The organism is Escherichia sp. WS1265 (genome assembly GCF_046487585.1).
GTDB lineage: Bacteria > Pseudomonadota > Gammaproteobacteria > Enterobacterales > Enterobacteriaceae > Escherichia > Escherichia coli.
In genome coordinates this window covers 180,142-194,223 of the sequence record NZ_JBJQJE010000005.1, presented here as the reverse complement: position 1 = coordinate 194,223, position 14,082 = coordinate 180,142, and the positions used below count along the sequence as shown (strand labels likewise).

Here is a 14,082-nt window from a genome sequence, read left to right as displayed (position 1 = left end):
GTGAATGCTAAGGATAATTTATTCGCTTAATCTATTAATTTGCTGGAAACATTTAAGGAATGAATATCCTGAATAAACCATCATAATTTTTAGACAGTGGATGTGGAGGAAATATGTTGCCAGGATGCTGCAAAAATGGAATTGTTATCAGTAAAATACCTGTTATGCAAGCAGGGTTAAAAGAGGTCATGAGGACTCACTTCCCTGAATATGAAATAATATCCAGCGCCTCTGCGGAGGACCTTACCTTATTACAATTACGTCGTTCCGGATTAGTCATTGCTGATTTAGCCGGTGAAAGTGAAGATCCACGTTCTGTTTGTGAACATTATTATTCTTTAATCTCACAATATCGGGAAATTCACTGGGTTTTCATGGTGTCACGCTCCTGGTATTCCCAGGCAGTAGAACTGCTCATGTGCCCTACGGCGACGTTATTGTCTGATGTTGAACCCATTGAGAATCTGGTCAAGACCGTACGTTCCGGCAATACGCACGCAGAGCGTATCAGCGCCATGCTGACTTCTCCGGCAATGACTGAAACTCATGATTTTAGCTATCGCTCCGTCATTCTCACTCTTTCAGAGCGCAAGGTACTGCGGCTATTAGGTAAAGGATGGGGCATCAACCAGATAGCTTCATTGCTTAAGAAAAGTAATAAAACTATCAGCGCCCAAAAAAACAGTGCGATGCGTCGACTGGCAATTCACAGCAACGCTGAAATGTATGCATGGATAAATAGCGCGCAGGGTGCAAGAGAACTTAACTTGCCTTCTGTTTATGGAGATGCCGCAGAATGGAACACAGCCGAATTAAGAAGAGAAATGTCGCACTCATAGAAAAATGCGTCATGAGTAGTATCGGTATTGAGAGTTTATTCAGAAAGTTTGCGGGTAACCCTTATAAGCTCCATACCTATACCAGTCAGGAGTCATTTCAGGATGCCATGTCGCGGATCTCGTTTGCGGCGGTCATTTTTTCTTTTTCTGCCATGAGAAGTGAGCGCAGAGAGGGATTATCTTGCCTGACTGAACTGGCGATTAAGTTTCCGCGTACCCGGCGTTTAGTTATTGCGGATGATGATATTGAAGCTCGGCTGATTGGTTCATTGTCGCCATCACCGCTGGACGGTGTATTAAGTAAAGCGTCAACGCTGGAGATTTTTCATCAGGAACTCTTTTTGTCATTAAATGGTGTACGTCAGGCGACCGACCGACTGAACAATCAGTGGTACATTAACCAAAGCCGGACGCTAAGCCCCACGGAGAGAGAAATATTGCGCTTTATGTCGCGTGGCTACTCAATGACACAAATTGCCGAGCAGCTTAAACGCAATATCAAAACGATCCGTGCACATAAATTTAATGTGATGTCGAAACTGGGCGTCAGTTCTGATGCAGGGTTGTTGGAGGCCGCAGATATTCTGTTATGTATGCGGCATTGCGAAGCAAGTAATGTGTTGCATCCCTATTAATCCGCATGATGCCGGGTTTACTTCCCCGGCAGTGCTTTCATTTCAGCGTACAATCGCCACATTGCTGCACATCCGGTAAGCGATAACGCTGGCAGCAAGTGCGGCGCACCAGCAGGCCATCGCGCAGTACCACGGTACGCCAGAGTGGATTATCTTCACCGTTCGTGAGCGTTTTCTCAAAAAAGAGGGCATGGCGCAGCGATTCAACCGTCGCCTCGCCGAGCAGCTGCTTCATCTCAGTGAGATACCAGTTGATCAAATAACCGGTATTACTCCAGATAAGTTTGCCGTTGATCTCTCCGGTCGCTTCTAGTGCCTGCACAACCGGAACCAGCGCCTGGCTGATTAACGTTTCCATTCGCTGCTGCGGCGAATGTGGTGTTGCGTTTTTATCTTCACACACATCGACCCAGAAACAGGCGACGCGTCCGGTTTCGTGAAACTCAGCATGGAAATGTTCCGGCGACACATCTAATGCCTTTTCCTGCGTCAGTAGCGCCAGCATTAATGGTGGCACCATCAGGCCGATATACCATTGTGCCCATAGTGAGATCAGCGGTTTGTTCTCGCGGATCATCGTTGGTTGGTTGCGATAGATATGATCGGAATAGACCGCGAGTAGAGAACTTAGCGCATTCGGTGATGACCATTGCGCCAGCGTCATGGCGTTAAGCGGAGCGGGTTCATCCAAGCGGATAAACTCGAGCAAATGTTCACGATGTTTGGCGATCGTCGCACGTACGGCTTGTGCAAGCCCAGCATCCTGCGGCTGGAGATGCGTTCGCCAGATGATATCTTCATAGAGCGGTGCGGAACGATAGGCCATAATCGGGATAGTAATCTAAATGATAATGATTGCTAATCCTAGCGATAGGTTTACCCGATAGCAAGGGATTTCTCTGGCTTGCAAATGATAAAAATTATCATATGATATTGGTTATCATTATCAATGAAAGAGATGAAACCATGTTGCAACGTACGCTGGGCAGTGGCTGGGGAGTGTTGCTGCCGGGATTGCTGATTGCAGGGCTGATGTATGCGGATTTATCGCCGGATCAGTGGCGGATTGTCATTCTGATGGGATTGATATTGACGCCGGTGATGCTGTATCACAAACAGTTACGGCATTACATTTTGCTACCATCGTGCCTGGCGCTTAGTGCTGGCATCATGCTGATGCTAATGAATTTGAATCAGGGATGAAAAATCAAGGAAGAAACAAGAAAGGAAGTAAAGATAATTGGTGCGAGGGGGGGGACTTGAACCCCCACGTCCGTAAGGACACTAACACCTGAAGCTAGCGCGTCTACCAATTCCGCCACCTTCGCACAGTCATCTTACTTTTTTGATATCGCCTCGTTTGGTGCGAGGGGGGGGACTTGAACCCCCACGTCCGTAAGAACACTAACACCTGAAGCTAGCGCGTCTACCAATTCCGCCACCTTCGCCCAGTGCGAGCAATATCAACGTGGTTTTTGGTGCGAGGGGGGGGACTTGAACCCCCACGTCCGTAAGGACACTAACACCTGAAGCTAGCGCGTCTACCAATTCCGCCACCTTCGCATACCATCAATTCTTAAAAAGAATTGCTACCACGGAGGCGCATTCTAGTGGTTTTCAGCTTTTCGTCAATAGTTAATTATCGCCGGAGGTGTAATTGCTGGAAAAATGTCCATCAGGAAACTAACGTGCAGGTTTGGTAGTTTTGTAGGTCGGATAAGGCGTTCACGCCGCATCCGACACGGTATTTGGGTGCAGATGCCAGATGCGACGCGGGCGCGTCTTATCTGGCCTACGAAGGGCTAACGTGCAGGTTTTGTAGGTCGGATAAGGCGTTCACGCCGCATCCGACACGGTATTCGGCGAGATAATTAACCTTTCTTCGCCTGGCGGGTCATAATGGCGCGATACACCTTGAAACGCCCGGTTTGCGCAATCACTTCATGGAAGCCAAATGTCTCATCCAGCACGTCCGGGTAAGGCAGGAAGGCGTTCGCTACAATTCGCAGCTCGCCGCCGCTATTAAGATGACGCACCGCGCCGCGAATCAGCGTTTGCGCCGCATCCAGGCTGGTTTGCATCCCATCGTGGAACGGCGGGTTGGAGATGATCATATCAAAACGACCTTTCACCTCGGAAAAGACGTTGCTGGCAAAGACTTCACCTTCAACACCGTTGGCCGCAAGTGTTGCGCGGCTGGCTTCTACCGCTGGCGCAGAGACATCGCACAAGGTGAGACGAATTTTCGGCGAATGGCGCGCAAAGGCAACTGAAAGCACACCCGCGCCACAGCCGACATCCAGCACTTTACCTTTCGTGTGCGGGGTTAACGTCGAGAGCAGCAACTGGCTACCGACATCCAGACCGTCGCGGCTAAACACGCCAGGCAGCGTTTTGACCGTCAGGCCATCGACGCTGTATTCGCCCCAGAATTTATCGGCATCAAATACCGGCTGTTTTTCCAGACGACCAAAATAGAGGCCACAGCGACGAGCGCTGTCGACTTTATTCAACGGCGCATAATCTGCCAGCATCTGCTCGGCGCTGCGCACGCCGCTGCGGTTCTCGCCAACGACAAAAATATCTGTCCCCACTGGCAGCAGAGAAAGTAAATTCATCAACTGGAACTGGGCTTCCGGTTTGTTCTTCGGCCAGTAGTAAATCAGCGTATCGCAATCTGCGACGTCATCCACCGTGGCGACCAGACTGAAACGGGCGTTATCCCCCATCTGGCGGCTTAATACCTGCCAGTGGTGGAATTGCTGGGTATGAGCACGGCTGGCCGCGGTATCTAAACGCGCGGGCAGGTCATCCTGTAAGTCTCCGGCAAACAGAATACGGCTTTGTTCGAAATCATCACTGTGACGCAGCAAGACTTCACTTGCCGGGGTAAATGCAGACATGGAATGCTCCTCAATTGATACTGGCGGCGATTATAGCCATATGTTGGCGCGGTATCGACGAATTTGCTATATTTGCGCCCCTGACAACAGGAGCGATTCGCTATGACATCCCGACGAGACTGGCAGTTACAGCAACTGGGCATTACCCAGTGGTCGCTGCGTCGCCCTGGCGCGTTGCAGGGGGAGATTGCCATTGCGATCCCGGCACACGTCCGTCTGGTGATGGTGGCAAACGATCTTCCCGCCCTGACCGATCCTTTAGTGAGCGATGTTCTGCGCGCATTAACCGTCAGCCCCGATCAAGTGCTGCAACTGACGCCAGAAAAAATCGCGATGCTGCCGCAAGGCAGTCGCTGCAACAGCTGGCGGTTGGGTACTGACGAACCGCTATCACTGGAAGGCGCTCAGGTGGCATCACCGGCGCTCACCGAATTACGGGCAAACCCAACGGCACGCGCCGCGTTATGGCAACAAATTTGCACATATGAACACGATTTCTTCCCTCGAAACGACTGATTTACCGGCGGCTTACCACATTGAACAACGCGCCCACGCCTTTCCGTGGAGTGAAAAAACCTTTGCCAGCAACCAGGGCGAGCGTTATCTCAACTTTCAGTTAACGCAAAACGGCAAAATGGCGGCGTTTGCGATTACGCAAGTGGTGCTGGATGAAGCTACATTGTTCAATATTGCGGTCGATCCTGACTATCAGCGTCAGGGATTGGGAAGGGTGCTGCTGGAACATCTGATCGACGAACTGGAAAAACGCGGCGTGGCGACACTATGGCTGGAAGTCCGTGCCTCAAATGCTGCCGCCATTGCCCTGTACGAAAGTTTAGGCTTTAACGAGGCGACGATTCGCCGCAATTACTACCCCACCACGGACGGTCGCGAAGACGCCATCATCATGGCGTTGCCAATCAGTATGTAAGACAAGGTGGAATAATGAAGTGGGACTGGATTTTCTTTGATGCCGATGAAACGCTGTTTACCTTTGACTCATTCACCGGCCTGCAGCGGATGTTTCTTGATTACAGCGTCACCTTTACCGCTGAAGATTTTCAGGACTATCAGGCCGTTAACAAGCCACTGTGGGTGGATTATCAAAACGGCGCGATCACTTCATTACAGCTTCAGCACGGGCGTTTCGAGAGCTGGGCCGAACGGCTGAACGTCGAGCCGGGTAAACTCAACGAAGCCTTTATTAATGCGATGGCGGAAATCTGCACGCCGCTGCCGGGCGCGGTTTCTCTGCTTAACGCCATTCGTGGCAACGCCAAAATCGGCATCATCACCAACGGCTTTAGTGCCTTGCAACAGGTGCGTCTGGAACGCACGGGCCTGCGTGATTACTTCGATTTGCTGGTGATTTCCGAAGAAGTTGGCGTTGCCAAACCGAATAAGAAAATTTTCGATTATGCGCTGGAACAGGCGGGCAATCCTGACCGTTCACGCGTGCTGATGGTTGGCGACACTGCCGAGTCCGATATTCTCGGTGGCATCAACGCCGGGCTTGCGACCTGCTGGCTGAATGCGCACAATCGCGAGCAACCAGAAGGCATCGCGCCCACCTGGACCGTTTCTTCGTTGCACGAACTGGAGCAGCTCCTGTGTAAACACTGATTGCCTCCCCCCCGTTGATGGGTAAAATAGCCGCAATTTTTCGTTTTCAACAAGCGCGGCGCGATGCCGCTTACTCAAGAAGAAAGAATTATGACGTTGTCTCCTTATTTGCAAGAGGTGGCGAAGCGCCGCACTTTTGCCATTATTTCTCACCCGGACGCCGGTAAGACTACCATCACCGAGAAGGTGCTGCTGTTCGGACAGGCCATTCAGACCGCCGGTACAGTAAAAGGCCGTGGCTCTAACCAGCACGCTAAGTCGGACTGGATGGAGATGGAAAAGCAGCGTGGGATCTCCATTACTACGTCTGTGATGCAGTTTCCGTATCACGATTGCCTGGTTAACCTGCTCGACACCCCGGGGCACGAAGACTTCTCGGAAGATACCTATCGTACCCTGACGGCGGTGGACTGCTGTCTGATGGTTATCGACGCCGCAAAAGGTGTTGAAGATCGTACCCGCAAGCTGATGGAAGTTACCCGTCTGCGCGACACGCCGATCCTCACCTTTATGAACAAACTTGACCGTGATATCCGCGACCCGATGGAACTGCTCGATGAAGTTGAGAACGAGCTGAAAATCGGCTGCGCACCGATCACCTGGCCGATCGGCTGCGGCAAGCTGTTTAAAGGCGTTTACCACCTTTATAAAGACGAAACCTATCTCTATCAGAGCGGTAAAGGCCACACCATTCAGGAAGTCCGCATTGTTAAAGGGCTGAATAACCCGGATCTCGATGCAGCGGTCGGTGAAGATCTGGCACAGCAGCTGCGTGACGAACTGGAACTGGTGAAAGGCGCGTCTAATGAGTTCGACAAAGAGCTGTTCCTTGCGGGCGAAATCACTCCGGTATTCTTCGGTACTGCGCTGGGTAACTTCGGTGTCGATCATATGCTGGATGGCCTGGTGGAGTGGGCTCCTGCGCCGATGCCGCGTCAGACTGATACCCGTACCGTAGAGGCGAGCGAAGACAAATTTACCGGCTTCGTATTTAAAATTCAGGCCAACATGGACCCGAAACACCGCGACCGCGTGGCGTTTATGCGCGTGGTATCCGGTAAATATGAAAAAGGCATGAAGCTGCGCCAGGTGCGCACTGCGAAAGATGTGGTGATCTCCGACGCGCTGACCTTTATGGCAGGTGACCGTTCGCACGTTGAAGAAGCATATCCGGGCGATATCCTCGGCCTGCACAACCACGGCACCATTCAGATTGGCGACACCTTTACCCAGGGTGAGATGATGAAGTTCACCGGTATTCCGAACTTCGCGCCAGAACTGTTCCGTCGCATCCGCCTGAAAGATCCGCTGAAGCAAAAACAGCTGCTCAAAGGGCTGGTACAGCTTTCCGAAGAGGGCGCGGTGCAGGTGTTCCGTCCAATCTCCAACAACGATCTGATCGTTGGTGCGGTTGGTGTGCTGCAGTTTGATGTGGTGGTATCGCGCCTGAAGAGCGAATACAACGTTGAAGCAGTATATGAATCAGTCAACGTTGCCACCGCCCGCTGGGTAGAATGTGCAGACGCGAAGAAATTCGAAGAGTTCAAGCGTAAGAACGAAAGCCAACTGGCGCTTGATGGCGGCGATAACCTCGCTTACATCGCTACCAGCATGGTCAACCTGCGCCTGGCGCAGGAACGTTATCCGGACGTTCAGTTCCACCAGACCCGCGAGCATTAATTCTTGCCTCCAGGGCGCGGTAGCCGCTGCGCCCTGTCAATTTCCCTTCCTTATTAGCCGCTTACGGAATGTTCTTAAAACATTCACTTTTGCTTATGTTTTCGCTGATATCCCGAGCGGTTTCAAAATTGTGATCTATATTTAACAAAGTAATGACATTTCTGACGGCGTTAAATACCGTTCAATGCGTAGATATCAGTATCTAAAGCCGTAGATTGTCATTCTACCGATATTAATAACTGATTCAGAGGCTGTAATGGTCGTTATTCATCACCCATCGCTTTTGTGATGGCGACCATTGACTTCTGTAGAGGGTGAAGTCTCTCCCTATTCAGCAATGCAACCTCGTGTTGCCAGGCTCAAATTACGAGCAAACTTACAGGAATAAATCGATGACTATGACAAGACTGAAGATTTCGAAAACTCTGCTGGCTGTAATGTTGACCTCTGCCGTCGCGACAGGCTCTGCCTACGCGGAAAACAACGCGCAGACTACCAATGAAAGCGCAGGGCAAAAAGTCGATAGCTCTATGAATAAAGTCGGTAATTTCATGGATGACAGCGCCATCACCGCGAAAGTGAAGGCGGCCCTGGTGGATCATGACAACATCAAGAGCACCGATATCTCTGTCAAAACCGATCAAAAAGTCGTGACCCTGAGCGGTTTCGTTGAAAGCCAGGCTCAGGCCGAAGAGGCAGTGAAAGTGGCGAAAGGCGTTGAAGGGGTGACCTCTGTCAGCGACAAACTGCACGTTCGCGACGCTAAAGAAGGCTCGGTGAAGGGCTACGCGGGTGACACCGCCACCACCAGTGAAATCAAAGCCAAACTGCTGGCGGACGATATCGTCCCTTCCCGTCATGTGAAAGTTGAAACCACCGATGGCGTGGTTCAGCTCTCCGGTACCGTAGATTCTCAGGCACAAAGTGACCGTGCTGAAAGTATCGCCAAAGCGGTAGATGGTGTGAAAAGCGTTAAAAATGATCTGAAAACTAAGTAATTCGTCGTAATTCGTCCTCCCGAACTTTGTCGGGAGGCGCGATGTGCACCACACTAAAAATATCGCATTGAGTGATTTTCACGCTCATATCAAGCGGTGACATTAACTATGGTAAAGGAGACGCTTATGTTTCGTTGGGGCATCATATTTCTGGTTATCGCGTTAATCGCCGCCGCACTTGGGTTTGGTGGTCTGGCCGGTACCGCTGCAGGCGCAGCTAAAATTGTCTTTGTCGTCGGGATTATTCTGTTCCTGGTGAGTTTGTTCATGGGCCGAAAACGACCCTAGATTTCAGACCATTAAGAAAATTTTATCCAAAGCCAGTCCAGCGGACTGGCTTTTGCGGTTTTAGCGAATAATAAATTGCGTTACTTTGTCATTCTTTCACAACAAAAACAGGAAGGCAGAGGTGGGGCAGCGAATACCTGTAACGCTTGGTAATATTGCGCCGTTGTCGCTAAGGCCGTTCCAGCCTGGACGAATAGCTCTGGTGTGCGAAGGCGGCGGACAGCGTGGAATTTTCACGGCTGGCGTGCTGGATGAGTTTATGCGCGCGCAGTTTAATCCTTTCGATCTTTATCTCGGCACATCTGCCGGGGCGCAGAACCTCTCGGCGTTTATCTGCAATCAGCCCGGTTACGCGCGCAAAGTCATCATGCGCTATACCACAAAACGCGAATTTTTCGATCCATTGCGCTTTGTCCGTGGAGGAAATCTTATCGATCTCGACTGGCTGGTGGAGGCCACCGCAAGCCAGATGCCGTTGCAAATGGATACCGCCGCGCGGTTGTTTGACAGCGGCAAATCGTTTTATATGTGCGCCTGTCGTCAGGATGACTACGCGCCTAATTACTTTTTACCAACCAAACAAAACTGGCTGGATGTGATTCGCGCCTCCAGTGCGATACCTGGCTTTTATCGTAGCGGAGTGTCGCTGGAAGGCATTAACTACCTGGATGGCGGGATCAGTGATGCGATTCCGGTTAAAGAGGCGGCAAGGCAGGGCGCTAAAACGTTGGTCGTCATCCGCACTGTGCCGTCACAAATGTACTACACGCCGCAGTGGTTCAAACGCATGGAACGCTGGCTGGGTGACAGTAGCCTGCAGCCGCTGGTCAATCTGGTGCAGCATCATGAAACCAGCTATCGTGACATTCAGCAATTTATTGAGAAACCACCGGGCAAGCTGCGGATATTCGAAATTTATCCACCGAAACCATTACATAGTATCGCGCTTGGCAGTCGGATTCCGGCGCTGCGTGAAGACTATAAACTTGGGCGTTTATGCGGTCGTTATTTCCTCGCCACGGTTGGCAAGCTATTAACTGAAAAAGCGCCGCTTACCCGCCATCTGGTGCCAGTGGTGACGCCGGAATCGATCGTTATTCCGCCTGCGCCAGTCGCCAACGATACGCTGGTTGCCGAAGTGAGCGATGCTCCGCAGGCGAACGACCCGACATTTAACAATGAGGATCTGGCTTGATTTGCCGTTTTATCGATACCCACTGCCATTTTGATTTCCCGCCGTTTAGTGGCGATGAAGAGGCCAGCCTGCAACGCGCGGCACAAGCGGGCGTAGGCAAGATCATTGTTCCGGCGACAGAGGCGGAAAATTTTGCCCGCGTGCAGGCGTTAGCGGAAAAATATCAACCGCTGTATGCCGCATTGGGGTTGCATCCGGGGATGTTGGAAAAACATAGCGATGTGTCTCTTGATCAGCTACAGCAGGCGCTGGAAAGGCGTCCGGCGAAGGTGGTGGCGGTGGGGGAGATCGGTCTGGATCTCTTCGGCGACGATCCGCAATTTGAGAGGCAGCAGTGGTTACTCGACGAACAGCTGAAACTGGCGAAACGCTACGATCTGCCGGTGATCCTTCATTCCCGGCGTACACACGACAAACTGGCGATGCATCTTAAACGTCACGATTTACCGTGCACTGGCGTGGTTCACGGTTTTTCCGGCAGCCTGCAACAGGCCGAGCGGTTTGTACAGCTGGGCTACAAAATAGGCGTAGGCGGTACTATCACCTATCCACGCGCCAGTAAAACCCGCGATGTCATCGCAAAATTACCGCTGGCATCGTTGTTGCTGGAAACCGACGCGCCGGATATGCCGCTCAACGGCTTTCAGGGGCAGCCTAACCGACCGGAACAGGCTGTGCGGGTGTTTGACGTGCTTTGCGAGTTGCGCCCGGAACCAGAAGATGAGATTGCCGAAGTATTGCTTAATAATACGTATGCGTTGTTTAGCGTTAGTGGGTAGTTTACCCTTCGTAGGCAGCATCCGGCAGTCGGCGCATAATGCCTGATGCGACGCTTGTCGCGTCTTATCATGCCTACAGGTTTGTGCCGAACCGTAGGCCGGATAAGGCGTTCACGCCGCATCCGGCAGTTGGCGCACAATGCCTGATGCGACGCTTGTCGCGTCTTATCATGCCTACAGGTTTGTGCCGAACCGTAGGCCGGATAAGGCGTTCACGCCGCATCCGGCAGTCGGCGCATAATGCCTGATGCGACGCTTGTCGCGTCTTATCATGCCTACAGGTTTGTGCCGAACCGTAGGCCGGATAAGGCGTTCACGCCGCATCCGGCAGTTGGCGCACAATGCCTGATGCGACGCTTGACGCGTCTTATCATGCCTACAAGTCTGTGCCGAACCGTAGGCCGGATAAGGCGTTCACGCCGCATCCGGCAGTCGGCGCATAATGCCTGATGCGACGCTTGTCGCGTCTTATCATGCCTACAAGTCTGTGCCGAACCGTAGGCCGTATCCGGCATGTCACAAATAGAGCGCCGGAAATATCAACCGGCTCACCCCGCGCACCTTTAACGCATCAGCCAACGGCTCAACGTCTTCCGGCGTGGCGCTCGCCCAGCTTTGCGCCTCGCCATACACGCCGTGGGCATGAAACGCGTTCAGGCGTACCGGAACATCGCCAAGTCCCTTGATAAACACCGCCAGTTCTTCGATGTGTTGCAAATAATCCACCTGGCCAGGGATTACCAGCAAACGCAGTTCCGCCAGCTTACCGCGCTCTGCCAGCAAACAGATGCTGCGCTTAATCTGCTGATTATCGCGTCCGGTTAATTGTTGATGACATTCGCTCCCCCACGCTTTGAGATCGAGCATTGCGCCGTCACACACCGGGAGTAATTTTTCCCAGCCGGTTTCGCTCAACATACCGTTACTGTCCACGAGGCAGGTGAGGTGGCGCAGTTGCGGATCGTTTTTGATGGCTGTAAACAGCGCCACCACAAACGGCAGCTGGGTCGTGGCTTCGCCGCCGCTTACCGTTATCCCTTCGATAAACAGCACCGCTTTGCGGATATGGCTAAGCACCTCATCCACGCTCATGGATTGCGCCATTGGCGTGGCATGTTGCGGACACATCTTCAGGCAGGTATCACACTGCTCGCAGACCACAGCGTTCCACAGCACTTTGCCGTCAACAATCTGCAACGCCTGATGCGGACACTGTGGCACGCACTCTCCGCAATCATTGCAGCGTCCCATCGTCCACGGATTGTGACAGTTTTTGCAGCGCAGATTGCAGCCCTGCAAAAACAGAGCCAGACGACTGCCTGGCCCGTCAACGCAGGAGAAGGGGATAATCTTACTGACTAAAGCGCATCTGCTGTTCATGGCTTATCACGCGCGGCTGGCGTTCCAGAATACGAGTGTTGCGTGCGGCTTCTTCGCCCAGCCAGGTGGTGTTGGTGCGTGAACCTTCGGCGCGATATTTTTCTAAATCCGACAAACGCACCATATAACCGGTAACGCGAACCAGATCGTTACCGCTGACATTGGCGGTAAATTCACGCATTCCGGCTTTAAAGGCACCGAGGCAAAGCTGTACCAGTGCCTGCGGGTTACGTTTGATGGTTTCGTCGAGGGTCAGAATGTCGCTGATGCCGGAATAATAATAAGCATGATGCGGGGCGACAGTTTGCAGATGGGTGATCGGATCTGGCTCATCGCCATACGGCAAACGCGCGCCCGGCGTGGTGCCGATATCGGAACTGATCCCCGACTGTGCGTGTAACATGGCGCGTTTTTGCCAGCCATATTTCACGGGGGTATTGGCGACAAACTCCGCCAGTTGCGCGCTGATGCGATAACCCACTTCATTTGCGGCGGCTTCTTTACCGTAGCGCGCGGCAATCCCTTCTTTCTCACACAGCAAGTTAACCGCTTCCGCCAGCCCATACATGCCAAACATTGGCACAAAACGTTCAGGGTTAATCAGCCCTTCTTTCACCAGGAAGCTATTCTCAAAGAAGTGTGATTGTTGATAGAGGAATTCACACCGCGCATCGATGATGGCGATCTGCTGCTGGCAGTAGTGCGGTAGAGTGCGCGTAAAGAAGTCATCCAGCGATTCGCTGCGCTCGGCAATGGCTTTCAGGTTAAGGCGTACCAGCGTGCTGCCACCACCCGCCAGCGGCAGTGAGTTGTAACAGCTCACAATCCCGTAGCCCCCTTTTGTGAAAATTTTATCATGCACCGGACCGTTGGCGATGTGCGGTTTGCTACATTCACAGATGTTCTTCGCCACTTCCAGCAGCAGGTCATCAGGGGTGATTTCTGGATCGTAGATAAAGGTCAGGTTCGGTGAAACCTGCTTCAACTCTGCATCTGCACGTAATATCGCACGGGTGATGGGCGAATCAGACGGGCCGATATTGGCGTGCATAAAGGCGTCTGGCAGGGTTCTGTCGAGGTAACGCCAGAAACGTTTTATTCGAATATCGATCTCGTCTTGTGTTAGAATTCTAACATACGGTTGCAACAACGCATCCAGTTGCCCCAGGTAGACCGGCATCGATGTGACCGACGGTACGTGGTGGTAAAGAATGGTCAGCAGAGAGAGTGCGTCATCAAGATCTTTCGCGCCTTCCAGCTCCAGCCATTCGGAACCGTTCGCCAGAAAACGGGCGTAATCGGGTAAGACATAGCGCGGTTTGTACGGCGCATGACCTTCAAACATATCGCAGATTACACCCTCATCCAGCGCGCGGCGGGCCTCGGCAGGCAGCTGCGGATAAGGCAGATTGTTTTCTGCTTCCAGTGCCAGAAAATGGCGCTTCTGCTCCGGGCTAAGCACTGGGCTGGTGACAATTTGCTGGCAACGTTGTTGCAGTGCATTTTCATGAGAAGTGGGCATCTTCTTTTCCTTTTATGCCGAAGGTGATGCGCCATTGTAAGAAGTTTCGTGATGTTCACTTTGATCCTGATGCGTTTGCCACCACTGACGCATTCATTTGAAAGTGAATTATTTGAACCAGATCGCATTACAGTGATGCAAACTTGTAAGTAGATTTCCTTAATTGTGATGTATATCGAAGTGTGTTGCGGAGTAGATGTTAGAATACTAACAAACTCGCAAGGTGAATTTTATTGGCGA

At 52.0% G+C, this 14,082-nt stretch carries 15 protein-coding genes and 3 tRNA genes; 11 read left to right on the top strand and 7 right to left on the bottom strand.

Translation table 11 applies throughout. From position 1 onward, the window contains the following. Positions 1-113: 113 nt before the first annotated feature. Both ACJHX3_RS07390 and bglJ read left to right on the top strand, forming a co-directional pair. Positions 114-839 (top strand): helix-turn-helix domain-containing protein, encoded by a 726-nt coding sequence (locus tag ACJHX3_RS07390; protein ID WP_000936635.1) that lies wholly within the window; start codon positions 114-116, stop codon positions 837-839. Further along, positions 797-1,474 carry a DNA-binding transcriptional activator BglJ gene (bglJ, locus tag ACJHX3_RS07385; RefSeq protein WP_001300509.1) on the top strand — a complete coding sequence of 226 codons (678 nt, stop codon included), beginning with the start codon at positions 797-799 and terminating at the stop codon, positions 1,472-1,474. The genes ACJHX3_RS07390 and bglJ overlap by 43 nt, the downstream gene beginning before the upstream one ends. Before the next feature lie 37 nt (positions 1,475-1,511). Here bglJ and fhuF read toward each other — a convergent pair whose 3' ends face one another. After that, positions 1,512-2,300: a siderophore-iron reductase FhuF gene (fhuF, locus tag ACJHX3_RS07380; RefSeq protein WP_000331559.1), complete on the bottom strand. Its 789-nt coding sequence runs from the start codon at positions 2,298-2,300 to the stop codon at positions 1,512-1,514. A gap of 140 nt (positions 2,301-2,440) precedes the next feature. On the opposite strand from fhuF, the gene ACJHX3_RS07375 reads away from it, so the two are divergent. Continuing rightward, entirely contained in the window at positions 2,441-2,677 is a 237-nt protein-coding gene (locus ACJHX3_RS07375) for a DUF1435 domain-containing protein (RefSeq protein WP_001360092.1), read from the top strand. A gap of 38 nt (positions 2,678-2,715) precedes the next feature. Here ACJHX3_RS07375 and ACJHX3_RS07370 read toward each other — a convergent pair. The 4 genes from ACJHX3_RS07370 to rsmC all read right to left on the bottom strand — a co-directional run bounded on the left by ACJHX3_RS07370 (position 2,716) and on the right by rsmC (position 4,377). Beyond that, positions 2,716-2,802: transfer RNA gene (locus ACJHX3_RS07370), tRNA-Leu, on the bottom strand. 33 nt (positions 2,803-2,835) lie between these two features. Continuing rightward, positions 2,836-2,922 (bottom strand) — tRNA-Leu (locus tag ACJHX3_RS07365). A gap of 28 nt (positions 2,923-2,950) precedes the next feature. After that, a tRNA-Leu gene (locus ACJHX3_RS07360) sits at positions 2,951-3,037 on the bottom strand. A gap of 308 nt (positions 3,038-3,345) precedes the next feature. Then, entirely contained in the window at positions 3,346-4,377 is a 1,032-nt protein-coding gene (rsmC, locus tag ACJHX3_RS07355; protein WP_001272345.1) for a 16S rRNA (guanine(1207)-N(2))-methyltransferase RsmC, read from the bottom strand. A 102-nt stretch (positions 4,378-4,479) separates the two neighbouring features. On the opposite strand from rsmC, the gene holD reads away from it, so the two are divergent. From holD to ACJHX3_RS07315, 8 genes are all read left to right on the top strand, one after another. Further along, positions 4,480-4,893 carry a DNA polymerase III subunit psi gene (gene holD / locus ACJHX3_RS07350; protein WP_000204018.1) on the top strand — a complete coding sequence of 138 codons (414 nt, stop codon included), beginning with the start codon at positions 4,480-4,482 and terminating at the stop codon, positions 4,891-4,893. Next, the gene (rimI, locus tag ACJHX3_RS07345; protein ID WP_001092465.1) at positions 4,862-5,308 is read left to right on the top strand and encodes a ribosomal protein S18-alanine N-acetyltransferase; all 447 of its coding nucleotides are present in this window, start codon (positions 4,862-4,864) and stop codon (positions 5,306-5,308) included. Before holD ends, rimI begins: the two co-directional genes overlap by 32 nt. 14 nt (positions 5,309-5,322) lie before the next feature. Then, positions 5,323-6,000: a pyrimidine 5'-nucleotidase gene (yjjG, locus tag ACJHX3_RS07340; RefSeq protein ID WP_000870712.1), complete on the top strand. Its 678-nt coding sequence runs from the start codon at positions 5,323-5,325 to the stop codon at positions 5,998-6,000. 90 nt (positions 6,001-6,090) lie between these two features. Further along, positions 6,091-7,680 (top strand): peptide chain release factor 3, encoded by a 1,590-nt coding sequence (gene prfC, locus ACJHX3_RS07335; RefSeq protein WP_000175943.1) that lies wholly within the window; start codon positions 6,091-6,093, stop codon positions 7,678-7,680. A gap of 392 nt (positions 7,681-8,072) precedes the next feature. Then, positions 8,073-8,678: a molecular chaperone OsmY gene (gene osmY, locus ACJHX3_RS07330; RefSeq protein ID WP_001295748.1), complete on the top strand. Its 606-nt coding sequence runs from the start codon at positions 8,073-8,075 to the stop codon at positions 8,676-8,678. A 126-nt stretch (positions 8,679-8,804) separates the two neighbouring features. After that, entirely contained in the window at positions 8,805-8,966 is a 162-nt protein-coding gene (locus tag ACJHX3_RS07325) for a DUF1328 domain-containing protein (RefSeq protein WP_000490275.1), read from the top strand. A gap of 121 nt (positions 8,967-9,087) precedes the next feature. Next, positions 9,088-10,161 carry a patatin family protein gene (locus tag ACJHX3_RS07320; RefSeq protein WP_001299799.1) on the top strand — a complete coding sequence of 358 codons (1,074 nt, stop codon included), beginning with the start codon at positions 9,088-9,090 and terminating at the stop codon, positions 10,159-10,161. Next, entirely contained in the window at positions 10,158-10,940 is a 783-nt protein-coding gene (locus ACJHX3_RS07315; protein WP_000563058.1) for a metal-dependent hydrolase, read from the top strand. The genes ACJHX3_RS07320 and ACJHX3_RS07315 overlap by 4 nt, the downstream gene beginning before the upstream one ends. Positions 10,941-11,456: 516 nt before the next feature. On the opposite strand, the gene ACJHX3_RS07310 is transcribed toward ACJHX3_RS07315, so the two are convergent. Then, on the bottom strand, positions 11,457-12,320 hold the full coding sequence (locus tag ACJHX3_RS07310; RefSeq protein WP_001088378.1) for a YjjW family glycine radical enzyme activase: 864 nt from the start codon (positions 12,318-12,320) through the stop codon (positions 11,457-11,459). Further along, positions 12,292-13,842, bottom strand: coding sequence for a YjjI family glycine radical enzyme (locus ACJHX3_RS07305; RefSeq protein WP_001143237.1), 1,551 nt, complete (start codon positions 13,840-13,842; stop codon positions 12,292-12,294). Before ACJHX3_RS07305 ends, ACJHX3_RS07310 begins: the two co-directional genes overlap by 29 nt. Between the last annotated feature and the right edge of the window lie 240 nt (positions 13,843-14,082).